This window comes from Thermostichus sp. MS-CIW-36 (assembly GCF_054059035.1).
Window position 1 is genome coordinate 1 of the sequence record NZ_JBSSBR010000019.1, and the last position, 25,522, is coordinate 25,522.

The 25,522-nt window shown below is 58.7% G+C and carries 24 protein-coding genes; 12 read left to right on the plus strand and 12 right to left on the minus strand.

What is annotated here, in order from left to right; translation table 11 throughout:
• Positions 1 to 147: 147 nt before the first annotated feature.
• Complete coding sequence (locus ACVWVQ_RS09220; protein ID WP_414331397.1) at positions 148 to 591, plus strand: DUF29 domain-containing protein; 444 nt, start codon at positions 148 to 150, stop codon at positions 589 to 591.
• A 5-nt stretch (positions 592 to 596) separates the two neighbouring features.
• Here ACVWVQ_RS09220 and nusB read toward each other — a convergent pair whose 3' ends face one another.
• The 3 genes from nusB to ACVWVQ_RS09235 form a co-directional block, all read right to left on the minus strand.
• Entirely contained in the window at positions 597 to 1,472 is an 876-nt protein-coding gene (gene nusB / locus ACVWVQ_RS09225) for a transcription antitermination factor NusB (RefSeq protein ID WP_414331399.1), read from the minus strand.
• A 119-nt stretch (positions 1,473 to 1,591) separates the two neighbouring features.
• Complete coding sequence (locus ACVWVQ_RS09230) at positions 1,592 to 3,751, minus strand: ATP-dependent helicase (RefSeq protein ID WP_457508124.1); 2,160 nt, start codon at positions 3,749 to 3,751, stop codon at positions 1,592 to 1,594.
• A gap of 11 nt (positions 3,752 to 3,762) precedes the next feature.
• Positions 3,763 to 4,623, minus strand: coding sequence for a Cof-type HAD-IIB family hydrolase (locus tag ACVWVQ_RS09235; protein ID WP_457508126.1), 861 nt, complete (start codon positions 4,621 to 4,623; stop codon positions 3,763 to 3,765).
• Between the two features lie 201 nt (positions 4,624 to 4,824).
• Between ACVWVQ_RS09235 and ACVWVQ_RS09240 the strand changes: the two genes are divergently transcribed.
• The 4 genes from ACVWVQ_RS09240 to ACVWVQ_RS09255 all read left to right on the plus strand — a co-directional run bounded on the left by ACVWVQ_RS09240 (position 4,825) and on the right by ACVWVQ_RS09255 (position 8,310).
• Positions 4,825 to 5,775 (plus strand): DUF1517 domain-containing protein, encoded by a 951-nt coding sequence (locus ACVWVQ_RS09240; RefSeq protein ID WP_457508128.1) that lies wholly within the window; start codon positions 4,825 to 4,827, stop codon positions 5,773 to 5,775.
• Between the two features lie 82 nt (positions 5,776 to 5,857).
• The gene (locus tag ACVWVQ_RS09245) at positions 5,858 to 6,613 is read left to right on the plus strand and encodes a hypothetical protein (protein WP_457404281.1); all 756 of its coding nucleotides are present in this window, start codon (positions 5,858 to 5,860) and stop codon (positions 6,611 to 6,613) included.
• Between the two features lie 91 nt (positions 6,614 to 6,704).
• A complete protein-coding gene (locus tag ACVWVQ_RS09250) occupies positions 6,705 to 7,475 on the plus strand; it encodes a peptidylprolyl isomerase (protein ID WP_011433685.1) in 771 nt (256 codons plus the stop codon).
• A 106-nt stretch (positions 7,476 to 7,581) separates the two neighbouring features.
• A complete protein-coding gene (locus tag ACVWVQ_RS09255) occupies positions 7,582 to 8,310 on the plus strand; it encodes a HEAT repeat domain-containing protein (protein WP_457508130.1) in 729 nt (242 codons plus the stop codon).
• 128 nt (positions 8,311 to 8,438) lie between these two features.
• Here ACVWVQ_RS09255 and bchM read toward each other — a convergent pair whose 3' ends face one another.
• Positions 8,439 to 9,104, minus strand: a complete 666-nt coding sequence (bchM, locus tag ACVWVQ_RS09260; protein ID WP_457404286.1) for a magnesium protoporphyrin IX methyltransferase — start codon at positions 9,102 to 9,104, stop codon at positions 8,439 to 8,441.
• A gap of 154 nt (positions 9,105 to 9,258) precedes the next feature.
• Here bchM and ACVWVQ_RS09265 point away from each other — a divergent pair, with 154 nt between their 5' ends.
• Both ACVWVQ_RS09265 and ACVWVQ_RS09270 read left to right on the plus strand, forming a co-directional pair.
• Positions 9,259 to 9,756 carry a hypothetical protein gene (locus ACVWVQ_RS09265; RefSeq protein ID WP_457384787.1) on the plus strand — a complete coding sequence of 166 codons (498 nt, stop codon included), beginning with the start codon at positions 9,259 to 9,261 and terminating at the stop codon, positions 9,754 to 9,756.
• A 120-nt stretch (positions 9,757 to 9,876) separates the two neighbouring features.
• A complete protein-coding gene (locus ACVWVQ_RS09270; protein ID WP_457508132.1) occupies positions 9,877 to 11,088 on the plus strand; it encodes an RNA-guided endonuclease InsQ/TnpB family protein in 1,212 nt (403 codons plus the stop codon).
• Position 11,089: 1 nt separating this feature from the next.
• On the opposite strand, the gene ACVWVQ_RS09275 is transcribed toward ACVWVQ_RS09270, so the two are convergent.
• The 3 genes from ACVWVQ_RS09275 to ACVWVQ_RS09285 form a co-directional block, all read right to left on the minus strand.
• The gene (locus tag ACVWVQ_RS09275; protein ID WP_457508134.1) at positions 11,090 to 12,067 is read right to left on the minus strand and encodes a D-alanine--D-alanine ligase; all 978 of its coding nucleotides are present in this window, start codon (positions 12,065 to 12,067) and stop codon (positions 11,090 to 11,092) included.
• Between the two features lie 69 nt (positions 12,068 to 12,136).
• Positions 12,137 to 13,252, minus strand: coding sequence for a cell division protein FtsZ (ftsZ, locus tag ACVWVQ_RS09280; protein ID WP_457508135.1), 1,116 nt, complete (start codon positions 13,250 to 13,252; stop codon positions 12,137 to 12,139).
• A gap of 886 nt (positions 13,253 to 14,138) precedes the next feature.
• On the minus strand, positions 14,139 to 14,714 hold the full coding sequence (locus ACVWVQ_RS09285) for an ureidoglycolate lyase (RefSeq protein ID WP_414388025.1): 576 nt from the start codon (positions 14,712 to 14,714) through the stop codon (positions 14,139 to 14,141).
• Between the two features lie 202 nt (positions 14,715 to 14,916).
• Here ACVWVQ_RS09285 and ACVWVQ_RS09290 point away from each other — a divergent pair, with 202 nt between their 5' ends.
• Positions 14,917 to 15,174 (plus strand): TMEM14 family protein, encoded by a 258-nt coding sequence (locus ACVWVQ_RS09290; RefSeq protein WP_414356331.1) that lies wholly within the window; start codon positions 14,917 to 14,919, stop codon positions 15,172 to 15,174.
• Here the strand turns inward: ACVWVQ_RS09290 and hypA are convergent.
• Genes hypA through argJ form a run of 3 tightly spaced genes read right to left on the minus strand, consistent with a single transcriptional unit; the run spans position 15,171 to position 17,969 of the window.
• Positions 15,171 to 15,554 carry a hydrogenase maturation nickel metallochaperone HypA gene (hypA, locus tag ACVWVQ_RS09295; protein ID WP_414356329.1) on the minus strand — a complete coding sequence of 128 codons (384 nt, stop codon included), beginning with the start codon at positions 15,552 to 15,554 and terminating at the stop codon, positions 15,171 to 15,173. The genes ACVWVQ_RS09290 and hypA overlap by 4 nt on opposite strands.
• Positions 15,555 to 15,557: 3 nt before the next feature.
• The gene (speB, locus tag ACVWVQ_RS09300) at positions 15,558 to 16,736 is read right to left on the minus strand and encodes an agmatinase (protein WP_414356327.1); all 1,179 of its coding nucleotides are present in this window, start codon (positions 16,734 to 16,736) and stop codon (positions 15,558 to 15,560) included.
• Positions 16,737 to 16,751: 15 nt separating this feature from the next.
• Positions 16,752 to 17,969 (minus strand): bifunctional glutamate N-acetyltransferase/amino-acid acetyltransferase ArgJ, encoded by a 1,218-nt coding sequence (gene argJ / locus ACVWVQ_RS09305; RefSeq protein WP_414374640.1) that lies wholly within the window; start codon positions 17,967 to 17,969, stop codon positions 16,752 to 16,754.
• Between the two features lie 246 nt (positions 17,970 to 18,215).
• Here argJ and ACVWVQ_RS09310 point away from each other — a divergent pair, with 246 nt between their 5' ends.
• Both ACVWVQ_RS09310 and ACVWVQ_RS09315 read left to right on the plus strand, forming a co-directional pair.
• On the plus strand, positions 18,216 to 19,037 hold the full coding sequence (locus tag ACVWVQ_RS09310; protein ID WP_457508137.1) for an ABC transporter ATP-binding protein: 822 nt from the start codon (positions 18,216 to 18,218) through the stop codon (positions 19,035 to 19,037).
• 266 nt (positions 19,038 to 19,303) lie between these two features.
• Positions 19,304 to 20,101 carry an ABC transporter permease gene (locus tag ACVWVQ_RS09315; protein ID WP_457466194.1) on the plus strand — a complete coding sequence of 266 codons (798 nt, stop codon included), beginning with the start codon at positions 19,304 to 19,306 and terminating at the stop codon, positions 20,099 to 20,101.
• A gap of 258 nt (positions 20,102 to 20,359) precedes the next feature.
• Here the strand turns inward: ACVWVQ_RS09315 and ACVWVQ_RS09320 are convergent, their stop codons facing one another.
• Both ACVWVQ_RS09320 and ACVWVQ_RS09325 read right to left on the minus strand, forming a co-directional pair.
• Positions 20,360 to 21,367, minus strand: coding sequence for a phosphate ABC transporter substrate-binding protein (locus ACVWVQ_RS09320; RefSeq protein WP_457508139.1), 1,008 nt, complete (start codon positions 21,365 to 21,367; stop codon positions 20,360 to 20,362).
• A gap of 103 nt (positions 21,368 to 21,470) precedes the next feature.
• Positions 21,471 to 23,531, minus strand: a complete 2,061-nt coding sequence (locus tag ACVWVQ_RS09325; RefSeq protein WP_457508141.1) for a ribonuclease catalytic domain-containing protein — start codon at positions 23,529 to 23,531, stop codon at positions 21,471 to 21,473.
• Between the two features lie 513 nt (positions 23,532 to 24,044).
• Here ACVWVQ_RS09325 and ACVWVQ_RS09330 point away from each other — a divergent pair.
• On the plus strand, positions 24,045 to 24,683 hold the full coding sequence (locus ACVWVQ_RS09330; protein ID WP_414329571.1) for a response regulator transcription factor: 639 nt from the start codon (positions 24,045 to 24,047) through the stop codon (positions 24,681 to 24,683).
• A 104-nt stretch (positions 24,684 to 24,787) separates the two neighbouring features.
• On the plus strand, positions 24,788 to 25,393 hold the full coding sequence (locus ACVWVQ_RS09335; protein WP_414374616.1) for a sulfite oxidase-like oxidoreductase: 606 nt from the start codon (positions 24,788 to 24,790) through the stop codon (positions 25,391 to 25,393).
• Positions 25,394 to 25,522: the final 129 nt, after the last annotated feature.

Here is a 25,522-nt window from a genome sequence, read left to right on the forward strand (position 1 = left end):
ACCAGCCTAGAGGTTCGGGCCTGTTTTGTTCTCTGGTAGAGCAGAGCAGGCTCAGGGCTACTGAAAGCCCGCTCCGTACCGCTTAGCGGTCGGAGTCGGGTAGTTTACTAAGATCTCCTTGGCCAGTGCCCAGTTAGGCAATGAAGCATGCAACTTTACGAGTACGACTTCTATGCCTGGACGCAAAAGCAAGCCGCACTGCTGAAATCGGGGCAGTGGGATCAACTGGATATCGCCAACTTGGTGGAGGAAATCGAGGCTTTGGGCAGGCAAGAACGCCGGGAATTGCTGCACCGGCTGGGGATCCTGGTAGGGCATTTGCTGAAGTGGCAATTGCAACCCCACCTGCGAGGCAAAAGTTGGCGGGCAACGATTACTGAACAACGCCGCCAGATCCAGCGATTGCTCAAAGACAGTCCCAGCCTCAAGCCCGATCTTTCGGCAGCCCTGCAAGAGGCTCACCAGGACGGGATCCTGTTGGTGGTGAGAGAAACACCATTGTCTGAAGCAGATCTGCCTGCCCAGTGTCCCTACACATTTGAGCAGGTGATGGATCCCGACTTTTATCCTGGCAAGGAAGATCCCCAGTGATCTGCTCAGCCCCCGGAACCAGAACCAGGGAGGGAGGGATCCCGACCCCGGTGGGTCTCCATCTGGCTGTCCACTACCCGTCGCAGCACTCCGTTGACGAAAGCGGCGGCCTCAGGATCCCCGTATTTTTTGGCCAATTCTACAGCTTCGTTGATGGCAACCTTCACGGGGCTGCTGGCCAGTATTTCCATCTCCACCACCGCCAGGCGCAGGATATCTCGTTCGATCCGACCAACCCGCTGCAATTGCCAACCCACCAAAGCCTTTTGCAAACGAGCATCAATCGCCTCCTTGTGGGTTCGCAGGGCAGTTAACAGTTGCAAAGCGTAGGCGCGCACTTCTTGGGATTGGGCAATGTACAACAGTTCCGGCATGGACAGGGCAACGCCCACCCGGTTGACTGCTCTTTGGGACAACTGGACAACCTCATCCAAGATGTGGCGGACGCTGTGCAGCCGCTGTTCCAGGTGTTCTAAGGCTTGGCCGGCGTTGCCGAGGGCCACTTGCACCTGCTGGATTAGCTCCAGCAATTCCCCCCGTAAGGCATTGGGGTCAGGAACGTCCGCCTCCTTCAGAGTGATTTCCAGGCGCTGCAGGTGTCGTTGGGCCTGCTGAAGGCGGAGGGTGACGGAGCGGGATCCACCCTCTTCTTTGGGATCCGAATCGGCCAACAATAGAGGATCGCTCTCGTGCAACAAACGGTCGCTGCGCTGGATTTCCGCCGCCGCTGTGGAGAGGGTTTCATGGGTCTCTTCACTCAGGGCGCGGATGGCTGCCAGCAGCAAGTCCTCCAGTTGTTTTTCGCTCAGTTTGGCCGCCGTGGCTGGCAGTTGATTGACCCCCAGCAGGGCCAGTTCGCGGGCAATACGCCGAGGTTGCATTGCAGAATATCCATAGCTTCTGAAAGACTGCCCCATTGCCGCAAGGCGGCGCGCAAGCGCTATCGGGCTTAGCCATGCTAGCAGGTTGCCAATCCATGAAGAACGAGAGACTCACTCGGTCAACCGGCCCTAAAACTGCGACTTAACACCCGAAACACCAAAGATGAACTCTGCTCTGTGCCAAAGCGAGATTGGCTGGATACCGAGAGGGTGAGCCGTCGTTTGCTGCGGGTGATGCCCACATACAGCAGCCGCAGCCGCTCCGCTGCCAAGTCCAAAAAGGCTTGCTTGGTGGCCGAGTCGGCCTGCAGATCCCAGCCGCCTTTGGGGCTGAGCTGTCGCAACTGAGCCAGGGCCTCTGCCTGCATATCCACTTCATCCAAAAACCTCAGCCCCAGGGGCCGCTCCCCGTACTGGGTGGGAAACTCGTAGGCCGACACCTGGGGGATGAACACCTGATCCCATTCCAGCCCCTTGGCGCGATGCAGAGTCGTGACAGTGATGCTGCCCGGCTCGGGGTCGAAGGCGAAGATCTCCGAAGGCAAGTTGTTGAGGCGGTGATCCAGAATCACTTGAAATTCTTGGGCGATCTCCTGCCAATCGGTTTCGGGCAGGGATCCCAGCACCTGCTCCAGCTGATCGATTACATAGCGACCCACAAACAGCTCTTCCGGCTTGCGGTAGAGGCTTTGAACGATCACATTCAGCACCTCTGGCCAAGGGGAGCGCCCGGCCCGGAGCCAACCGGCAAGGGTGCGCAGCAGCCTGCCCAAGTTCTGCCAAGGCGGGCCATCGGGCAGAGTGGGAGCCTCACCAAAGTTGGGAAATAGCAGCCGCTCCGGCAGAGAGGCGCGGATCCAGCTCAACATCGGTCCCAGTTCAGCACGTGGGATCCCCGCCCAATCCGCCAAGCAATCCACAGCAGCAGCCAAGCGAGGGGGGGCAGTGGGCTGGGCAAACCAGTCGATGATTCCCTTGAGCTGCAACAACACCCGCCGCTGACTGGGACTGCCCCGCAACAGATCGATCACCCGCTCCGCTCCCATTTCCTGGAGATAGCTGAGGGCCTTGCCCCCCATTTCGTTGGTGGTGACCAGAATGGCCACCGTTTGGCCGGGAAAAGCTTGGGCGGCTGCAATGGCCTGCCGCACTACCTGTTGCAGCTCCTCTTCCGGGGATCCGACAACCCGCAGAAAGTCCACACCACCCTCGCTGGCCGGGGGGTTTTGGCCACCGGAGGTGGCCAGTTGAATGGGCTGGGGGGCCAGAGCGGTGCGCAAAGCCGGGATGGGGTGCTGCTGATTCACCCACTCCACCAGGCGGTTGGCCAAAGCGATGATCTGGGGGGCGCTGCGGCTGGATTCATCCAAGAGCACCACCTGAGGACTGGCCTGGCAAAAGGCGCGAAACAGCCGCGGCTCGGCGCTGGTAAAGGTGCCCATGATGCTCTGGTTGGGATCCCCCACCCGCACCAGGTTGCCGGTGCGTTGGCTGAGCAGCCGCAGCAGCTCTTCCTGCAGGGGGGAACTGTCTTGGGCCTCATCCTCGAACAGGTAGTCGTACCAGTTCTGCACCTGCTTCCGCAGCTCTGGACTGCCCTCGATCAAATCCACTGCTTGCCAGCCCAGGTCGTCGTAGTCTAACTTGCCCAGGCGACGCAATTCCGCTTGATAACCGGCGTAGATGGGAGCAGCCCAGCCCAGATAGCCCTCGCTGGGGATCACTTCTGGCCCCAGGCGCAGATTCTTGGCCCTGCTGATGACCACCTGCACCATCTGCTGGAAACTGCGCCGGAACTGGGCTCGGTTTTGGGCGATCTTTTGCGGGTTGTTGTCGCCGGGGATCAGCGGCTCCCAGAGCTGAGTATGGCGGACGAGCCAAGCGCGGCACAGGCGGCTGAGCAACCGCTCCTGTTCGTATCCCTCCAAAATAGACAGCTCCTCCCAACGGCTGGGGGCCTCCCGCAACACCCGCAACGACAAAGAATGCAGGGTAAAGGCCTGGGTAAAGCGATCCGGATACCCCGCCCGTTGCAAACGTTGATTGATGCGGCTGATCAAGTTGCCCCGCGCCGAACGCATGTAGGTGAACACCCCGATGCGCTCCGGTGGGATCCCCCGATTGAGAATTAAATCGGCGATCAACAGCTCCAGAATAAAGGTCTTGCCGCTCCCCGGAACGGCGGCGATCCCCAGCGGCCCCGATTGGTAGGCCAACGCCTGTTGCTGCGCCGGACGCAGGGTGACCTCAGGAAAGGGAGAAGAAGCCAGACCCAGCATGGGATCCCTGCCTAGCCCAGGATAAAGGTCTCGATGGCTGCCGCCACCCCGTCTTCTGCCACAGGAGGGGCAATCCAATCGGCATGGGGCAACAGAGCAGGCGAGGCATTTCCCATCGCCACCCCGATCCCCGCATACCGCAGCATCTCGATGTCGTTGTCGCCATCGCCAATGGCCATCACCTGCTCCGCCGACAACCCCAGCATTTCCTCCGCCAAAAAACGAACGGCATTGCCCTTGTTCACCGCCGGATGGGTAGCCTCGAGAAAAATCGGCTCTGAACGGGTGAGGTAGAGCTGGTCAGGGGAATACCGCCGCCGCAGGGATCCCTGCAATTCCTGCAGGAACTCGAGATCCTCGGAAACAGCCAGGATCTTGGTGGGGCTTCGTCCGTATTGGGCGGAAGAGAACATCTGGAACGGCACCTGAGAGCGCTCAGCATAGGCCTGACTGAGAGGGCTCAGCTCCCGTAAGTAGAGCTGGTCATCGATGTAGAGGTGAACCCCCACCGGCTGATCCTGCAACGCTTGCAACAACTCCTCGGCCAGCGGCCAGTCCAGGCTCCAGTGCTTTAGGGTCTTTTGGCTATCGGGATCCCGAATTAAAGCCCCCTGGTAGCTGCATAGGGGCATATCGGCCCCAATCGCGTAGTGGAACCGCTCGGCAGAACGATGCATGCGACCCGTAGCGATGGCTACTCGCACCCCTGCTGCTTTGGCCTTCTGAATGGCCTCCCGAACCGGCTCTGAAACCTGGTTGGAAGGCCCGGCAATCGTGCCATCGATATCCACCACCAACAGCCGAATCTGGGCACGGGGTGGAGAAGATGCCCGCTCTCTTTCCTCGGCTTGGACGTTAGCCTGAGTTTGCATTGCTGTTGTTTGCCCTCCTCCTGGCAACCTTCCAGACCGTAGCATGGCTCTGCCTCGATTGGTTGACGGTCATTGGCCGGCTCAGTACACAAAGAATCAACACAGAAGAATTGAACAAGTGAGATGGCCGGGTGGGGGATCGGTTTCCGCCCCTATTCCCGCCAACGAGAAAGCGTAGAATTAAGAAAGACTAGCCCCGTGATGGACGAAAACATTGTGATCATGCTGAAACGAATCGGTCGCGTCTGCCGGCCTCTGCTGGCCATTGCCCTGGCCTTGACCTTGGCCCTGGCTCCCATAGGCGCTGTTTGGGCACGCAGTGGCGGTCGCATTGGCGGCGGATCTTTCCGGTCTCCGACGTTCTCTGCCCCCCGCTCGATTGGCCCGCACTACTCAGCTCCCGTGTACCCCAGCTATGGGGGCGGCTTCGGTTTTCCGCTGCTGGTGCCCTTTTTCTGGGGAGGGGGTGGCGGCCTGCTCACACTGCTGCTCTTGATTGGGGCAGGTAGCTTTTTGGTGCAGACGCTGCGCTCGGGGATCAGATCCGAAGAAGGGGACGATAGCATTGGGGTTCGCGATCCCCAGGTAACTGTTGCGCAGGTAAAAGTGGGACTGCTGGCCAGCGCCCGGCAACTGCAAAAAGACATGAACGCCCTGGCTCTGGAGGCGGATACTCAGTCGCCAGAAGGGCTGAGCCAACTGTTGCAAGAGGTCACCCTTGGCTTGATGCGCTACAGTGACTACTGGGCCTATGGCCATGCCCAAGCGGAGAAGCTGCCCCTCTCCCGCGCCGAATCCCTGTTCTATCAAGCCTCTTTACAAGAACGGAGCAAGTTCAGCGTCGAAAGCCTCAGCAACCGCAACAACCAGATCCAACAAGTCTCCCAAGCGGCGCTGCAGCGATCTGCTGCTGGGATCCCAGATGTTGGCGAGTACCTGCTGGTAAATCTACTGGTTGCGTATCGTGGTAACTTGGGTACACTACCTGTAGTTAACTCCATGGCGGATCTGCGGCAGTGCCTGTTGCAGCTGGCTTCGATTCCGGCAGATCGGATTGTGGCCATCGAAGTGCTGTGGACGCCGCAGTTGGAGGGAGACACCCTGTCGGCAGAGGCGCTGTTGACCGAGTACCCGGAAATGCGGCTCCTTTGAGAGCCTTTGGGCGATAGACGGCAACTGTTGGCTGAGTGTCTCAACTCCTCGGGATCCCCGCCGTTCAGGCTAGGGAGGTTGTATGTCCGGGTTAGATGCTTCAGCGGGCAGAGGCCGTCGTTCCCCTTGGGCATGGTCTGGCCAAGTCAAGCAGGCAGATTCTCTGTTGGATGAGCTGTTCGAGGATTTGGAGAACAGCTTGGAAGAGGGGCTGTCAGAAGCCGGCGAATATCCTTACCTCGGCACACGGCCCCCACTGCCTTCCCGGCGCTTCTCTGCTGCCGGAGGATTACTGCTGGGTATGGCTTTGGCCGCTACCTTGGTGGCAGGGCTGGCTTTTTGGATGACCCTGCGCCCGCGGGCGGTGGTTTTTTCGCAGGCCACTCGGGATCCCTTGGCTGAGGCACCCAATTCTTCCCATTCCGATGCTCACCAGGAGCCCTTGCTTCCCACTGCTGCTGATGTGGATGAAAACCCCAAAGCTCCACCTGAGGATTCTGCAAAGGCTGTCTTGGTCGAACCGGCAAAACCGCCGACTGTTGCCGCTCCTCTTGCTTCAAGAGGGGCTGGTCTTCCCTCTCCCCCCAGGGTACCTGCGCCTCCGGTGCCAGCGCGGATCCCACCCCAGCCTGTGCCGCAGATGAAGCTGGTGGGATTGATCCACGATCCAGGTGCTCCCAAGGCCCTGATTTTGATCGACAACGTAGTACGTCAGGTGGCTGTTGGCCATGCGGTGAAAGCAGAGTGGCGGGTTACCTCCATCAGCCCCTACGGTGTGAGGGTGAGCAATGGCGCTCAAAGCGTCACCTTGCAGTTGGGACTGTCGCAGCGGATCTAAAGCATCCAAATAGGGATCCCCCCCGGGCTAAGAGATCTCGATGGCAGCAGCGCCTGGAGGGTGGGAGATTGGATTGAAGGAGAAGGGGCAGATGAAATTCGCCAAGCTGGGGCGAATGAGCCGCTGCAGAGTGGGAGTGGGCTTAGTTCTGGGATACCTCTGTCTCGGGCTGTTGGCTTGTCGCAGTACACCCCCCCTCTCAGAATCCCCCTCTGGGATCCCGGCGGCCTATGCTAGCCGCCCGCAACTGCAAGGGAAGGCAGTGGTGGAGATGGAGGTGCAAACTGCTGAGGGGGTAGGCAAGGTGATCTTGGCGATCCACGGGGAAGCGGCACCCCTGACCGGCGGCCAGTTCGTGGATTTGGTTCAGCGGGGCTTTTACAATGGCCTCACCTTCCATCGGGTGGAAAAGGATCCGCAGCCTTTTGTGGTGCAGGGTGGGGATCCCCGTGGTGACGGTACAGGGGGTGCAACAGAGCCGGGGAGCAACCGCCTGCGCACCATCCCCCTGGAAATTCAGCTGCGTGGGGAACCCTACCCCCGCTACAACACCTTGATCCAGGATCCCGCTGCTCTGAGTAAGTTGCTCTTGCCCCATCGTTTGGGGGCGGTGGCCATGGCCCGTTCTAGCCCACTTGACTCAGCCTCTTCCCAGTTTTACATCACCCTCTCTGCTCTGCCGATTTTGGACGGGCGCTATGCCGTGTTCGGCTACGTCACCGAGGGGATGGAGTGGGTGGAGCGCATCCAGGTGGGAGATGTGATCCGCTCGGCGCGGGTGTTGGAAGGAGCGGACTTGCTTAGGGTGCCGGGATCCCAACCGGAAAGAGCAGATCAGATGGAGGATCCCGGCAGTTTATGATGGGCAGCAACTCTGCTGCTGGTTTGGTTGTTGTGGCTCTGGCTTTTGCCTTGAGGAAGGGCAAGTTTTGCCCTCGTCCCCTCCGCCAACACCTGGGCACCCCTTCATGCAAGAAGACGCTTTTTCTCCCCTAGAGCCCCTAGACGAGCTGCCACCTCACTCACCGCCGGAGGTGGATGTGGAGCTGATGCTGCAGCAGTTGCAGGATCCGGATCCCTATTTGCGGATGCAGGCGGCCCGCGCTTTTTGTGAGATCGAAGAACCCCGTGCCGTTAAACCCCTGCTGGCCCTAGTCCGGGATCCCTGCCCGTTGGTGCGGGTGGGAGCAGCCTATGCCCTAGGTCGGAATCCGGATCCCGCTGAGGTGGAGGTGCTGATCGAGGGCTTGCGCTGGGATTGGAACGGCTATGTGCGCAAAGGCTTGGTGTGGGCGTTGGGCAATGCCAAGGATCCGCGGGCGTACCCGGTGTTGCTGGAAGTGTTGGCCGGGGATATCGCGGCAGTGCGATTGTGGGCTGCCAGTGCCCTCGGACAACTGGCCCAGGCGCAGGCGTTGCCTGGCCCGGCATTGGATGAGGTGGTCGCAGCTCTCTGCCGGGGCTTGGCTCAAGATCCAATCGCAGCGGTACGCGGCAACTGTGCCTGGAGCTTAGGGATCCTGGGGCAACAGGTGAAACTGGCTCTCGAGGATCCCATTGTTTACACGATGCTAACAAGGCAATTGCTGACCAGCGCCAGTCGCGATCCCGATTGGGGGGTGCGGGATGACGCGCGGCTTGCCCTACAAAAGTTGGCGGATCCCGATTTGCTGGAGCAACTGGATAACCTCGGCTGACCCCTTGGGCTGAGGCAAACCAGCATGGCCATACTGCTGGCTCGAGATCGCTTCCTGGCGTCTGGAAATCTGGGAGATCACCACCTCAGGCGAACATTCCGACAGAAGGTATCCAGTGGGCGGCAGGTTCAGCGAACCAGATCGAGCAGCCAAGCAAAGTAGAAGCGGCTGCGAATGGTTTGTCGCTGCTGCACTTTCCAGCCCCATTCGGTTAATTGGCTCACCAAGGTCGCCTCTCGGTGTTGATAGGCGCGGGTGGTTTTGCTGGGGCCGGGGAAGAACTCTCCCACTTTCTTCAGCAGCGTCAGCCAGGGGGTTTTGGGAGCAAAACTGAAGATCAGGCGGGACCGAGCCAGGCGGGTCAGGTGCTTTAGCATGCGCAGGGCCTCGGCTTCAGGGTAGTGGATCATCACATCGAGGCAGATGACGACATCGTATTCCCCCGTCAATTCCTCCAGATCCGAGACCCAAAATTGGGGGTTGTCTGTGGATCCCAGCTCCATTTGCTGGCGGCGGCGCGCTTCGTTCACCATTTGTTCCGAGATGTCGCTGGCGAACACCTGCGCCCCTCTGGTGGCCAAGGGCAAACTGAGGCTGCCCACCCCGCATCCGGCATCACAAATGCGTAAACCCGAGGGATCCCCCAACCACTGCAACACCGTCTCTACTGTGCGAGCATGGCCAAGGCGGATGTCTTTTTGGACGAAATTGACTTCTTCTTCACCATAAATGCGCCGCCAGCGCTCGAAGCCAACGGAGTTGAAGTAATCGCGGACAATGGTTTTCTCTTGCATAGAACTTCCAGCTAGGGATCCGGCGAGAGAAAAGAGGAACGCTCTGCTTTTCTTCGCCAACGCGCATCTCATTCTACCCCGAGCCCCCGTAGCCCTCTGCACGGTTGCTCTAGGATTGTATTAGAATTAGCCCGCACACCTTGGATGCTGCACCATGACCGAAGCTGAGATTGCCCAAGCGTTGCAGGCTCGGTTGGCTGCCCCGGTCAGAATTGCGGTCAAACGCCGCCAAGGTCATCTACACGTTCTCCTGAATCGGCCCCCCCTGGCTCGAGTGGACTACCCCCATCTCACGGAGCGGGTGCGGGTGGAGCTCAGGGCGTTGGGCTTGCCCGGCTTAGAGCAGGTCACGGTGTACGGGCGTGAGTCGGGACATTCTGAATACGAGTGGGAGCAAACGGCCCCCTTGTTGAACCCGCTGCTGGCCTCAGAAGAAACCACAGTTCTGTTGGAAAAAAAAGGCGATCGCCTACTGCAGGATCTGACAGTTGTTGCCCCGGATTCGGTCAACTCAAAGCCTGAACCTGCGCCGGAGAATCCTGTCGGGAAAACCGACATAGGCAGCAGGTCCCGCATCTCCTGGGTGTGGCTGGGGGGAGCTGTACTGATTGTTGGAATTGGGGTGATTCTTTTGCTGGTTGCCCTTCTCTGAAAGAGCTGGGTAAAGGTTCTTGTTCTTGTCTTGGGAAAAGCCTCAGCTAGAAATCGCAGGAGCCCCGCACTGTACCCGTAGGGTCAGTGTCGGGAGGAATGCGGAAGTTATGATAGAACCATGACCCAAGTCCTGACCGTCTCCTGCAAGCTCAAGGCGTCCCCGTCGCAAGCCGCCAAATTGGACGCGACTTTGGAGGCTTTTGGCCAAGCCTTGAACTGGGTCAACCAAAACACACCCGAGAAAGTCGCCAACGCCGTTAAGCTCCAGTCTCTGTGCTACCGCGAAATCCGTGCCCGGTTCGGCTTATCCAGTAACTTGGCTCAGCAGGTCTGCAGACGGCTGGCCGGCGCCCGTAAAGTTGCCCGACAGAAAAACCGCCCCGTCAAAGCGTTCAAGGGTGGCTTCGCTACCTACGATGCACGTATCTTTTCGTTCCGCGAGAAAGACTGGTCGGTGTCGCTGACCACGGTGGAGGGTCGGGAGCGCTTTGAGCTAGCGATTGGCCGCTACCAGAGAGAACGGCTGGCGGGCTCCAATCCCAAATCTGCCACTCTGGTCAAGCGCAAAGACGGTTCCTACTCTATTCAGATCTGTGTGGAAACGGAGCCATCCCCACCGCAACGCACGGGTAGAGTGCTGGGGGTGGACTTGGGAAGGACAGATATTGCCCATACGTCAGAGGGGGATAACTGGAATGGACAGCAGTTGAACCGAGTCCGAGACCACTACTCTCGATTGAGGGCGGCACTCCAACGCAAAGCCAGTAAGGGCACACGCAGTTCGCGGCGCAGATGCCGTCAACTGCTGCAACGGCTGTCTGGCAAGGAGAGGCGCTTTCAGGCGTGGGTCAATCATCGCATCTCCAAAGCTATTGTCTCTAGGGCAAAAGCTACCAACAGCGCTATCGCCCTGGAAGACCTGACAGGGATCCGGAAAAGAGTCAATCAACAGCCGCGCAGCAAAGCCGAGCGGCGCAGGGCCAACAGTTGGGCGTTCTACCAACTACGCCAGTTTCTGGAATACAAGGCGAGGGTTGCAGGGGTTTCTCTGATTCTTGTGCCGCCTGCTTACACGTCGCAGACCTGTCACCGGTGCTTACACATCCACCCTGAGCAGGGCAAGTCCTACCGCAGTGGCAAGTCGTTCAAGTGTGGGCACTGTGGATGGGAAGGAGATGCGGATTTGAATGGTGCAAACGTAATTGCGCTCTTGGGGGCTGTCGTAAACCAGCCTAGAGGTTCGGGCCTGTTTTGTTCTCTGGTAGAGCAGAGCAGGCTCAGGGCTACTGAAAGCCCGCTCCGTACCGCTTTAGCGGTCGGAGTCGGGTAGTTTACGGAGCGTTGCCGAGAGTCGCCGATGGACTTTGAGAACGCCGGGATCCGGTCAAGTTTGCCTTTCGCAGGGCATCCTGCAGCATCCGCTCCACCAACTCGGTGAATGTCCACCCCAGAGCTGCCGCCGCATCGGGACAGAGGGAAGTGGGGGTCATGCCGGGCAGTGTATTCACCTCCAACACCCAAGGATTTTCCTCGGGATCCACCCGCAGATCCACCCGCGCCAAGCCTTCGCACCCCAACGCCTGGTAGGCCTTCAGACCTGCAGCCTCACAGCGGGCCAACCCTGCCGGGCTGAGGGAACAGGGGATCAAATGCCGCGAGCCACCGGGTGCGTACTTGGCTTCGTAGTCGTAGAAGTCGCCTTGGGCGGGGATGATCTCAATGGCCGGAAGAACTTGGCCGGACAAGATCGAGAGGGTGATCTCCTTTCCGGGAACGTAGCGCTCCAGAAAAATCCGCGACGAGACTGAGCGGGCCAACTCCAGCCCCTGAGCAAATGACCTCTCATCCCGGACAATGCTGATGCCCACCGTCGAGCCGTTGTTGCTGGGCTTAATCACCAGTGGGGATCCCAACTCTGCCGCACAGTCGGCCCAAGCGAGGGGGTTTTGGTCATCCCAAACCCGCCAATCGGGGGTAGGGATCCCCGCGGCGCGAAAGATCTGCTTGGAGACCAGCTTATCCATGGCAAGGGCACTGGCCAGCGGCCCGGATCCTTGGTAAGGCAGGCCCAGCCAGTCCAGCATCCCCTGTACCACCCCATCCTCGCCGCCGGGGCCATGCAAGGCAATCCAAACGAAATCGCAGCCGGCTTGCCGTTCCTGCCAAAGGCGCAGCGGCAGATCCTCCTCTGGGTCGATCACCTTCACCCGGTGGCCCAAATCCTCCAAAGCTCGCTTGCAGGCTTTACCCGTTACCCAAGAAACTTGACGTTCTGCCGAACGACCCCCCGCCAAGACAACAATGTTCATGGCTTAACCCCGAAGCACTCCCCACCCTTGACAACCGGCACCAAGATACCGGCATTCCTTCACTCTACTCTACGAAGGGGGCCGCCGGCGGCGCAAAAACTCGGGAATATCCAAGCCACCCGACATCGGAGGCTCAGGCTCCGGGGGCTGTCGAGGCGGCAGCTCAGGGCTCGTGGGGGTGGGCTTACGAACCCCTGACTTGTTGGAGGCAGAAACTTTGGTTGCAGCAGGGATGGCAGCCGCACGGGCTTTCTCATGGAAACCGGTGGCAATGACGGTGATGCGCACTTCCCCCTGCATGCGCTCGTCTTGGACGGTGCCGAAGATGATGTTGGCCTCGGGATCCACTGCCTCGGCGATGATCTCGGCAGCCACCGTGACCTCATGCAAGGACAAATCCGGCCCACCGGTAATGTTGAAGAGGACACCTTTAGCCCCTTCGATGGAGGTTTCCAAAAGCGGCGAAGATACAGCGGTAATGGCGGCTTCGCGGGCGCGGGACTTGCCGGATCCCATGCCAATTCCCATCAAGGCAGAGCCGGCATCGGCCATCACGCTGCGCACATCGGCAAAATCCACATTGATCATGCCGGGAATGAGAATGATATCCGAGATGCCCTGCACCCCCTGACGCAGCACATCATCCGCAACGCGAAAAGCCTCTTGGACAGGGGTTTGCTCGGAGATCACCGAAAGCAACTTGTCGTTGGGAATCACAATCAGGGTATCGACTGCCTCTTGCAGCGCTTGGATCCCTTCCTCGGCCTGCTTGCTGCGGCGCTTGCCCTCAAAGGAAAAGGGCCGTGTCACCACTCCCACCGTCAGGGCACCGCTGGCTTTGGCAATTTGGGCAATGATGGGTGCTCCACCCGTGCCCGTGCCTCCCCCCATGCCGGCGGCAATGAAGACCAGATCTGCTCCTTTGATGGCTGCTGCTATTTCTTCGCTGGATTCTTCTGCCGCTTTCTGGCCAATAGCCGGGTTACCACCTGCACCCAAGCCTCGAGTCAGCTTCTGCCCAATTTGCAAGCGGTTCACTGCCGAGGACTGGGCAAGGGCCTGCGCATCGGTGTTGACGCTCCAAAACTCGACGCCCACAATGTTGCTGGCCGCCATCCGACTGACCGCGTTGCCACCCCCACCCCCCACGCCTACAACCTTAATCTTTGCGGCATTGCTCGGCATGATCTCCTCTGGACGATCCGCCGCTCTGGTCTGAGATCCGTTCCTCTCATACTCGGCGTGAGAGCCTTCTCCCCTGTAGCCCTCATTCCAATGGGAAGGCGTTGACTGAGTTTGATCGAGCCCTTGCCCAGGATTGGGAGGATGGATGTCTGACCAATTGGATGGCATGTCAGCTCTCACGATAACTTAAATTCTGGCAAATATCGAACATGCTAGCTGATTTAATATAAGGCAACTCTCTTCAGATGCCAACGCTGCAGACGTTTGTGAATCTTCCGGTTGGATACGCCTCTCCTAGAGAGTCCCGTTGGCAGAGTCGTAGGTAGCCTTCTGTCTCGCACTTTGCTTGTGAATCCTCCCTTGCGCAGGGGCATTTCTCTCTGAACTTGTCTCAAAGCTCTTCGCTGGGTGGATAGGTGTTCTCGAATACTTAGACAAAGTTTGGATGGGTCAAGCTGCTGCCGAGATGGCCCGCGATAGCAGCCCTTCCGCCGGTCACCTGCACAAGATCCGCTGCCAGAGCCCCTTACCCAAGTGGGCCGGGAACCCAGATGCGGACGGAGTAAACTCGCGAAAGGGCTGTAACGACATTCGTGATTGCCCAAAATGAACATCGCGCCTTGCTTTTCAAGTATCCGGGAATACCGGCCTCCTGTAGTCAAAATGGGATGCTGCCGGGGCACCTTTTTGGAGAAATAAACCACTACCAGAATCTGTTGCAGAGCGCTGTCCCTTGCAAGGGAGAAAGAGCCCAAAGGGTGGTTTCGGTACAAGAGGCCGACCCCAATAAGGCGACGAGTCCCCTATCTGGCCAAAGGCTGATAGAGGGCCGCTTCTAGAACTGAGGCTTTGGCATTCTGTGGAGACCCGGGATCCAGGTTTGCGTTCAGACCAACTCCAGGTGGATCTCCGCTTTCAGCCGTTGGGGGAGGGAAATTTTGAATACATCCCCCTGATTCATTTCCTGGGCACCTTTCATGCTGGCCAGGGCTTCCACCACTTCTTCGGAGTTGGCGGTTAGCACCACAACGGGGCGCTCGCAGGCAATGGGGAAATCGTGCCACGTGCCGAGGTGCAGCAGCAGCCCATGCCCGGCAGGGAATCGCAGGGCTTGTACTTTGTCGAGATCGGGAGCTGCTTTGGGATGGTTGGGAGGAGCCATCACCATGATGAACGGCTCTTGCCCCAGGCCGACAAACAACTGGGTCATACGCATGTGGCGCTCCAGCCAGAGCACAGGTGGATATCCGGGCAGGATCTTAGCCGTACGGATAACGGCTCTGCCGGTGTATTGAAAGTCGATGTTCTGTCCTTCCAGGACACGCCCCTGATAAAAGGGGATCCCCAGCCCAGGATTGGCCACATCGTCCCCTATAAGTTGGCCGAAGGGTTGCACATTTTCTGGGGTGGCATCCACAATCGGCACCCGGACAACGGTGGTGGCAGTTGCAGTCGTGCTCATGGTTTGCATCCTCGCTCTTGATTGGACTGGGGTCAATTGGATTGGAGTCAGACTTTTTATCTTATTGAGAGCGACAGGAAAGAAACGGTTTTCCCGGTAACGGTCTATGCGTCTCTAATTCTTACCTTGTCCTTCTTGAGGGCACGTACTAGGTCTCGAATTGAGTACCGAGGAGCGAGGAGTGAGAAGTGAGAAGAGAGGAGTGAGAGGAAGAAATCTCTCCTCTTTCCTCTCTGCTCTTTGCTCTCTGCGGCTGGTTGGGGCCGCACTCAGCGGAGTCAGCTATGGGCTGCTGGGGGTGGATCCCCACTGGGGGCTGGGCTTGGGGACGGCGGTGCTGGGGTCTATCCTATTTGCCCTGCGCTACCGCAAAACCCGAAAGTTGATGCCTGCCAGCTTGATGTTCATCCTCAGCTTGGGAGCGGCTGTCCTTCTGGGGCTTAGCTTTGGATCGGCTTAGGCGACCTCTGGTCGCGCCGGTGGGGCGGAGTCAGTCAGACATTCGATGTAGTCGATCTTCAGCTCTCGGCCCGAGCGAATCTCCTCCATCGGGGATCCGCAGTTGGGGCAAGCATAGCGCCGGCCTATCTCTGGCTTGTACTCTTGGCTACAGGGCTGGCAATAGGCAATGAGCGGCGTTTCCCGGATGACCAACTGGGATCCCTGTAGGAAAGTACCCTGGGTTTGTGCGGCATAGGCAAAAGTTAGGCTGGCCGGCTCTACACAGGTAAACTGTCCCACCACCAGGTGCACCCGAGCAATCTGAGGCTGTCCTGGCTGACTTTGCCACCAGTCGCGTAGTGTTTGGATCAAGGCGCGGGTCATGTCGGTCTCGTGCATCTCTCACCTCCAGTCGCCGACCATTTCTGGCGTCGCCTCCGGGTGGATGTAGGCGGGCTTTTCTCGGCGCGGCAGTTGCCCAGATACCACCAAATGCGCCAGCGTATCGCAAATGACTCGGGTGGCCATCAGGGCTGTGATATCGCTGATGTCGTAGGGGGGAGAGACTTCCACCACCTCTAGGCCGCAGATCGGCGCTTCCCGCACAATGCGCTTGAGCAAGTAGAGCGCTTCCCGCGGCAGCAGCCCACCGGGCTCCGGCCAGCCTGTACCCGGCACAAAGCCGGCATCGATGCAGTCGATATCGAAGCTGATGTACACACAATCGGTGCCGTCTAGAGCTTTTTCGAGGGCGAAATCGGCGGCTGCATCCAAGCCCATTTCGGTGATGTCGGTAACGGTGAGGATATGGGTGGCCCGCTCCCGGCACACTTTCACCCCTTGCCGTGGCACTTGCCAGCCGCCAATGCCCAGTTGCACCAGGTTATGGGCCGGTGCGTTGCGGATGTTGGTGGCATGAAACCAAGGACAGGTGTGCATGCGCTCATCCAAGTCGGTTTCTTGGGTGTCCACATGGCGGTCGAAGTGGATGATGCCCATCTTCTTGTCCCCCAAGTGGCGACAGATCCCCCGCACCGTGGGAAAGCCAATCGAATGATCCCCGCCCAGGATGACGGGAAAGGCGCCAGACCCGAAAATGTGAGCTACCCCTTTGGAGATTTGGTCGAAGGATTTTTCGTTGTTGGCCGGGATCGTAAAAATATCGCCGACATCGCAGAGGGTGATCTGCTCTCGCAGATCGACGCCAAACTCAAAGTTGTAGGGGGTGTACAGAGCGGAAATGCGCCGGATCCCCTGTGGGCCAAAGCGAGTGCCGGGCCGATAGGTGGTGCCGGAATCGTGGGGTACACCCACCACTGCCACATCGTACTCCCCAACTTTGCGCACATCCTCCAGGTAGGGAGCCTTGAGGAAGGTGTTGATGCCGGCATAATGGGGCAATTCGCCACGGGAAAAGGTGGGGATGGAGCGATCGCCGATGCTGGCTGCTGCCTCGAGGCCAAACTCTAAGCCTCGACTCACCTCTTGCTGCCAACCGGATAGGGAAAGCCTCGCTTCCTTGGCCAGAGCCGCTTGGGCTTCGGTAGAAAAGCCGTTATTTGCGTTCGATTCGGTGGTCATGGTTGGGATCCCCCGTTAGGTGGTGTATTCGGCGTTGATGCGCACGTAATCGTAGCTGAGATCGCAGCCCCAGGCCACGCCCTGGCCGGATCCCTGATGGAGATCCACGGTAAAGGTCACCGGATCCCCTTTCAAGTACTCAGAGGCTGCCTTGCGATCGAAAGCCAGGGGCATTCCCGCCTGCATGAGCAGAAAATCCCCCAGACGAATATCCAACCGGCGGCTGTCAAAAGGGATCCCGGCCCGTCCGGCGGCGGCTGCCACCCGTCCCCAGTTGGGATCGTTGCCAAAAGCTGCCGCCTTCACCAAGGGAGAGCTGGCGATCACACGGGCCATATGCCGGGCTGCCCCATCATCCACAGCCCCACACACCCGAATTTCCAGCAGCTTGGTAGCTCCTTCCCCATCGCGGGCAATGGCCTTAGCCAGATGAATGCAAACTTGGTTGACCATCTCCGCCAAAGTCTGGGCAGCTTCTGTGCCGGCTTGCAGGGTTGGGATCCCACTTTGGCCGTTGGCCAGAGCCAAGAGCATGTCGTTGGTGCTGGTATCCCCATCCACCGTGATTTGGTTAAAGCTGAGGTCAGCAGCTTGCTTGAGGATCTGCTGCCACAGGCGGGGATCCACAGCCGCGTCGCAGGTTAAAAAAGCCAGCATCGTGGCCAAGTTGGGGTGGATCATGCCGGATCCCTTGGCAATGCCCCCGACCCTGACGGTGTACCCGTCGATCTCAGCTTGCAGGGCAACGCTTTTGGTCACCAAGTCGGTGGTGATGATGGCGCGGGCGGCGCTCTCCCCCCCCTCTGGAGAGAGGCTGTCGATAAGGCCAGGCAGGGCTGCTTGGATTTTCGGCATTTCCAGTTGTCGCCCGATGACCCCTGTGGAGGCCGTGAGCACCTGATGGGCCGGGATCCCCAACCGTTCTCCCACCCAGAGGGCCAGTTGGGCGTTGTTGCGCTCTCCTTCTTCTCCGGTACAGGCGTTGGCTTGCCCAGCATTGCAGAGGATGGCCCGCACCGGCTGCTGTTGGGCGAGGATCCCTTGGTTGTAGGTAACACAGGCTGCTTTGACCTGATTGGTGGTAAAAACGCCTGCCCCAACCGCATCGCACTCGGAAACGATCAAAGCCAGATCCGCAGCTCCTGAGGGCTTGAGGCCAGCGGCCACTCCAGCGGCTCGAAATCCTCGCGGGGCTGTAACAGCACCTGCAACCGGTTTAAATGGGGATCCCATGTGTTCCTTGGCCAGAGGGTGGTCGGCAACATCATACCGACTTGCTGCTCCGATTTGGGTCATCGCAAGCTTTCCGTGAGAAACTCTCTGGAAACCGGTTCTGAGGGAAAGAGTTGTAGTTACGCCTACCAAGCAGAGGCGGCAGAGAGGGTTATTTTGAAAGTGTGCGCTTTCTATCACCCATCTTTTCCCCTTTTTAGATTGGGAAGGATACTCTTCTATCCTCTGCTCTGGGAACTGCCAGCCATGCCTGCCCCTGTCATCACCCTCAACCATGTCAGCAAGGTCTATTCCAATGGCACGGTGGCTTTGCAGGACATGAATATGACCATCCAAGAAGGGCAGTTCGTTAGCTTGGTGGGGCCATCCGGCTGTGGGAAAAGCACAGTGCTACGGTTGGTGGCAGGTCTGGGGCATCTGACCACAGGCTCTATCGAATGGGGGCAAAATCTTGAGAAGGATGCTCCCCAAGGGGAACCCAAGTTGGCCTTTGTGTTTCAGGAACCGGCCCTTATGCCTTGGGCGACGGTGATGGACAATGTGGGGCTACCCTTAAAGTTGGCAGGTGAGCCCAAGCCAAAAGCCAATCGAGATGTCTTGGAAGCTCTACAACGGGTGGGCCTGCAGGGGTTTGAGCGCAGTTTTCCCCGCGAGCTATCGGGCGGCATGCGCATGCGGGTTTCCATTGCTCGCGCCCTGGTAACCAAGCCCCAAGTGTTGCTGATGGACGAGCCCTTCGGCGCTTTGGATGAAATCACCCGCAGCAAGTTGAACAGCGATCTGTTGGAGCTGTGGCAAGAAAAGCGCTGGACGGTGATCTTTGTTACCCACAACATTTACGAGGCCGTCTACCTGTCCAACCGCGTGGTGGTGATGGCGGCTCGCCCAGGGCGGGTGATAGCCGATATTCCCATCGATGCGCCCTATCCCCGCTCGGAAGACTTTCGCACCTCTTCCCTTTACAACAACTACTGCCGTGAAGTGTCGGCCCGTCTGCACGAGGCCATGCACGGCTCAGCTCAGGATCCCCCCTATTTGCGCCCCCTCTCTGCTGGACGTTTGCGCTGATGGGATCCCTGGCTTAGCGGTGTTCTCTCTGTTGCGTAAGTCCCTTGATGCCCCAACCTCACGATATGTTCGACCTGTTTGTCCAGCTTCTCGAGCCATGGCGCCGTTGGCTGGGATCCCTTGTTGGCTTGGGGGAGAGCTGGCCTCTCCATTGGCCAGATTGGTCTCTGCCCAAGCTGACCGGCGCAGTTGGAGAAAAACTCGGATCCCAACCCACGGATGAGGCAGACATACCGAGTGCCGGCTCAGGGGTGCCTGCAAAGGGGTTGAATCTGGGCCGTTGGTTCAACCTGGAAGTGATTGCCCCCCTTATCGTCGGGATCCTCTTCTTGGTGGGCTGGGAAGTGGCGGTGCGGGTAACGGGAGTGCCCCACTACCTCTTGCCGGGGCCGATTTTGGTGGTGCAAACCCTCATCCGCGACTGGGGAACGCTTTTTCCTTCCCTGTTGATCACTGTGCAAATTACGGTGGTGGCCTTTTTGGCTGCCACAGTGTCGGGGCTTTTGGTCTCGATTGTGTTCACCCAGAGCAAGTGGATTGAGCGCAGCTTTTTCCCCTATGCGGTGATTTTACAGACGATGCCCATTGTCTCCATCGCCCCGCTGATCATCATTTGGCTGCGCAACAACACCTTTGCCGCGATGGTGGTGTGCGCCTGGATTGTGGCTTTTTTCCCGATTCTTTCCAACACCACTCTGGGGCTGAACAGCGTCGATCACAACCTGCTCAACCTGTTCCAACTGTACAAGGCCAACCGCTGGCAAACGTTGATCTACTTGCGGCTACCCAGTGCCATGCCCTATTTCATGGGGGGCCTGCGCATCAGCGGTGGCCTCTCTTTGATTGGGGCGGTGGTGGCGGAGTTTGTCGCTGGTACTGGCGGGCAGCGGGCCGGGATCGCCTACCAGATCTTGATCTCCAGCTTCAACCTGCAGGTGCCCCGCATGTTTGCGGCCTTGATCTTGGTCACCGGCTTGGGGATCCTGATCTTTATTTCCTTAAGTGCTCTATCCGACAGGGTGTTGGGCAAGTGGCATGAGAGCGCTGTGCGCCGAGAGAACTGAAAAATTGAACTTTGGTGAAAATTAGGGCCCCCTCTCTAACATCTAGGGTCATTTGGATTCAAACTAGGACGCTGCACCCACCCCTAAAACGTTGAACGCACGCGGCCAAAGGCTTTTCTCAATAGCTCAGGCGCCTCACTCTAACCTGAAACGACTAAGTGCCTTGAATAGGAGCAGGTGGAAGGCGTCTTCTGGAAAAGTCCAGAGATATCGCTGCGCTTGCTGTCGGCGGCTATCTCAGATGCTATTTTTGGGTTGCTATCGGAGGGGGATGAACTCAGTGCGGCCAATGATTTGCTGGCCTTGATCCGAGAGCGCGTAGTTGATGAAATCGGCCACCACAGGGCTAGTCCTCTGAGGTGCCACCAAAAACACATTCCGCGCCAAGGGGTAGCTGCCCCTCTGAATGGCCTCACGGGTGGGCATCTGGCCGTCGATGGGCACAATCCGCACCGTTTGCTGGTTTTGCACCTGATCGACAGTGCTGTAGGTGATGCCATCTTCTCCCAAAGCCCGCAGCAGCGGGGTGGTGACATCTTCTGTGGCGGTGGTGAAGTAGGGAGGGTTATCGGGAGCGAAGGGCAGCCCCAACAACACGAGTTCTTGGAAAACGCTGTAGGTGCCGCTCTGGGGGGCGCGATTGAGGACCCGAATCCGCCGATCCGGGCCGCCCACCTGGCTCCAATTGGTGATCCGACCCTGGAAGATATCGGCCAATTGCTGCAGCGTCAGTCCTCCTTTGTAGGGGTTGTTCACCCCCACCGCCACCGCCAGGGCATCTTTGGCCACCGGGATCGCCTGTAGACCCGCCTGCACTTCGCTGGCATTGAGGGGGCGGGAGCTAGCGGCCATCTGGATGCGACCTTCCATCAGGGCCTTCAGGCCGGCATTGGATCCATTGGGCTTGCCATCTGGGATCCCATAGGTGAGGGGAATGCCGGGGTTGCGCTGGGTGTAGCCTCCCTTCAGGGCCAAGACGATCCGGATCATCGTGACGCTGCCATCCACCTGGAGCACTGCTGGGTTGGGCAGAGAAGTATCCAGATTAACGGCGTTGGCGGGCGGATTGGGCGCTTGAGCCTGAGGGGGGTTGGGCGCTGTTGGGGCTTGGGGCTGGGCGACCGGGATCCCTGCTTGGGTGGGAGTGGAGCGATTGAGCAGCGAGTCCAACAGGCCGGAACGATAGGCATACCAGCCGCCGCCTCCCAGTATCGCGAACAAAAGAATGTAAACGATTGGAGGTGGGCCGGAAGGTCGTGCAGTCATGGGATCCCCCCTAAAGAAAATTCACGATCCAGACTTTTGAGACTTCCCCCTCTGTTGTATCAGCTATCCGCGCAGATTGGGTGAGCAGCAGGTTAAGGTGCATCTATCCGCCCATGGCCGCCTCTCGTCCCACCTCGCGCAGCTCGATCACATCCGCACGGGGATCCGCCTGCACAACTTCCAACTCGATCCAAGCCCCCAGAGGAATCTGGCGTTCTAGGCGCACCGGCACCCGAAAGGCAATCTCATCCAGCATGGCCAACACCAAGTTTTCCTGCTCGCGCAGGTAGCCCAAGACCAGAGCCCGCCAAATTTGCCCCGGTCGCAGGCGCAGGTATTCGATGCTCCAATAGCGCTTGGATTTCCGCTCCACCTGGTTGGCCTCAGCGGTGCCCGGCTCAATCCCCAGCAGCAACTGCTGCACATCCGCTTCCGTCAAGGGCAAGGGATCCCCACGCAGGAAAGCCTTGATCTGGTAATGGGCCACCAAATCCAGGTAGCGCCGAATCGGGGAGGTAACCTGACAGTAGGCATCGAGACCCAGCCCCGTATGTCGCCCAGGTTGGGTGGCCACTTCCGCCCGCGATAGACAGCGCATGATGGCAAAAGACCGAACCGGCCCCTGAGGGTACCTATCCAGCACTTCGGGTGGGGGTAAGTCGGGAGCCGGCTGCAGACGATAGGGCACCGGGATCCCATTTTGGCTGGCGAAGCGGGCCGCCACCTCGCCGGTGAGCACCATCATTTCCGCCACCATCTGCCGCGCCGGCGTATCCTCGATCACCCGGAGATGGGGGATCTCGTCGATGACCTTGATATCTTGCTCCGGCAGGCCGATCTGAATGGCCCCCTGAGCCATGCGCCACCCATAACGCCACTGGGCCGCCCGGGCAATAGCCGTCAGTTGGGCCTCTGCCCCCAACTCCAACATTTCATCGGCATCTTCGTAGGTGAGGCGGTAGGTGACTTTGATCTGGCTGAGGCAAATTTCGGAATCCCGGATCTGGCCGTCGGATCCCAGTAGAATGCCAAAGCTAAGGGCAGGCCGCACCTCTCCCTGCACCAAGCTCATCGGGCCAGTGGACAACTCCGGTGGGAACATCGGGATCACCCGCTCCGGCAAATAGACGCTGGTGCCACGCTTGCGGGCTTCCAAATCGAGGGGATCCCCCCACTGCACCCAACAACTGGGATCAGCGATGTGGATCCAGAGCTTCACCGCGTCATCCGACCAGAACTCGACGCTGAGGGCATCGTCAATGTCGCGGGTGCTGGCATCATCGATGGTGTAGGTGTGGAGATGGGTGAGATCCCGCCGCAGGTGGGGATCCCAGAAAGAGGGAGGCTGGCTGAGCAGGGCTTGGGTGTATCGCTCCACCGCCTTCGGGAACTGGGTTGGGATCCCGGTGAGGCGCAGGGCCAGGTTCTCGTGGCGGCTCCACAGGCCCAGGGCCACCAAAGCCTCAAAGGCCCCCTGCGGAGTGTCAGGAAACCCCATCAGCTCCAGCAGTTGCGAGGCCCGTTCCCGATCCGACGGGTTGAGATTGGAAGAGAGATCCTCGTGGCTGCGAATGGCTGCTGCTGCTCCCTGCAGGGCCAGGCGCTCCAGCAACTCCAGGCGGGCCCGCTCGGCAGGAGTCCAGGGATACCCTTGGCCGGGATGAGCCAGAGCCTCTCGCAGATGGGCCTCAAACTCTAGTTGTTCCTGCTGCCGTTGTTGGGCAACGGCCATTTGATGGAGGATCTCCTTCACCTGAGCCGGAGTGCGGGGTTCGTAGCTTTCCCCCTTTTGCTTGAAGTAGGTGCGATCCTCGCTCAAGAGGCGATAGGCGGCATAGGTGGAGACCGGGGAATCATCAGAAAACAACAGCTGAGCCATCTCCGCCAAGCTCAGGGGCTGACGCTCCTCCTGCACCAGTTCCCAGGCCAACGCCAAACTTTCGGGATCCAACTTTGCCTGCACCGCCTGCCAAAAGCCGGGAATGTCGGAAGCCGTGAAGCTGGATCCCCCGTTCAAAGCAAAGGTAATCTGGCGAGGGTGAACACTATGAACCTGCCCAGAAGGCACCCCCAGCAGTAGGTTCTTCTTACCCTCGGTGCCCTGAACCACTGCCAACACACGGTCGTTATTGTAACGAAACTCCACCAGTGTGCCCTTTTCCACCCGTTCTCCTTATGTCGGCTGTCGTCAGATTGCAGGCTTTCTTCCATTCTCCATCAGCTCTGTCCGCCTGCCTACCTGGAAACCCCAGCCAGAAGACGTACGGGCACTTGAATAGATAGCAGATGTTAGATATATCGGTACTTAAGCATATAGGTATGTGATATATAGACACACGAGATACAAATTTTTGGGTAGATTGCGGTTATGTGTTGGGCACTGCGATTTCAGAGCAGAGGCCAGCTCTGCCAGGTTTGTGGGATAGGGTTACCAGCCAGGGCTCCTAAATTCCGTAGAGATACTGTTGCCAGCATTTCGCAAGTGAATACTTCCACTTCTTCCATGTGTGATATCCTAGAGACTAGAGGTAGGGCACAGTTACCATAGGCTGCTCCCCAATTGAGCAAGCAAAAGGGTGGTACTCAAGAGTCGTTTCCCTACAGTGAAAGTCACGGAAACAGGGGTTCTGTATTTCTTCACCTAAAACTTTTTAGCTTAGCGCTCAAAAGGTAAACCGTGGACAACCCAAAGCGACTGTTGCTCATCGACGACGATCCGAACTTGATCCTGCTGGCCAAGGACTACCTAGAGTTTCGCGGTTATGAGGTGGTGGCGGCGAGCAACGGTCTGGAGGGGTTGGAAGCGATGCGCCATTTCACTCCAGACCTGATCATCTGCGATGTGATGATGCCGGAGATGGATGGCTATACCTTTGTTGAAACCATTCGCTCCAACAGTGCTACAGACTGGATACCTGTGATTTTTCTGTCGGCGCGTGGGCAGACGGCGGATCGGGTGCGCGGCCTGACCACAGGGGCAGATGTTTACATGGTCAAGCCCTTTGAGCCGGAAGAATTGGTGGCGCAGGTGGAGTCTTCTCTCAGACATACCGAGCGCCTGTTACAAGTGCAGAATGTAGGCATTCAGCCGGTCATAAAACTGGATCGGGAAATTGAACTTACGCCAACGGAAACCAAGGTGATCCAGTACGTGGCCAGGGGCCTGTCCAACCGCGAGATTGCCGAAGTTCTTGGGGTGAGCCAGCGCACCGTTGAAAGCCACGTCAGCAACATGCTGGGCAAAACTGGCCTGCACAACCGCACAGAACTGGCCCGCTGGGCAATAGAAAGTGGTCTGGGCAAAAAACCGCTATGATTCCTCTCCTTTTTCGGAGTCCTCTTGCTTAGCGGCTCAGGAACTCTCTCTCCTCAGCCCGATTGGAGATAGGGTGGTAGCAGCGCTTGCAGAGCAGAATAACCATGGTGGGTAAGTTTTTTCAAAAATTGGCAGGAGAGGATCCCTTGTCGGGTCGGCTACCCCCTGGGCAGCATTTGGCGCGGGGCTTTCCGGTGCTCACCTACGGCGATACGCCGGTGATCCGGCCAGAAGAATGGCGGCTGCGCATTTGGGGATCCGTGGAAAAAGAAGTAGTGCTCACCTGGGAGGATCTGCTGGCCTTGCCCCAACATACGTTCACCGCCGATTTTCATTGTGTTACCCGCTGGTCAAAGTTGGATGTGACTTGGACAGGGGTGCGGATCCCGGACGTGTTGCAGGCAGTATCCATCGCTCCTGAGGCCAAGGCGGTGATGCAACACTGTTATGGTGGCTACACCACCAACCTGACTCTGGAGGAGTTCATCCGCCCCGAAAACTACCTGGTTCACACCCTGGAAGGCCAGCCGCTCCCGGTAGATCACGGTGGGCCGGTGCGCACTTTGATCCCTCACCTGTACGCCTGGAAAAGTGCCAAGTGGATCGGCGGCCTGGAGTTTCTCCCCCAAGATCAGCCGGGCTTTTGGGAGCGCAACGGCTACCACATGCGCGGTGAACCCTGGGCAGAAGAACGCTACAGCGATTCATAGAGGCTCTGGGATTTTGCCCTCCTTGGCCAGGGATCCCTTGAAGCTTTTTGCCACCGTCTGCCGTTTTGGCCGCAAACTGAAAAGGGTGCCTGCATCTTCAAGGAAGAGATCAAATCGGAAGCCTCGAAA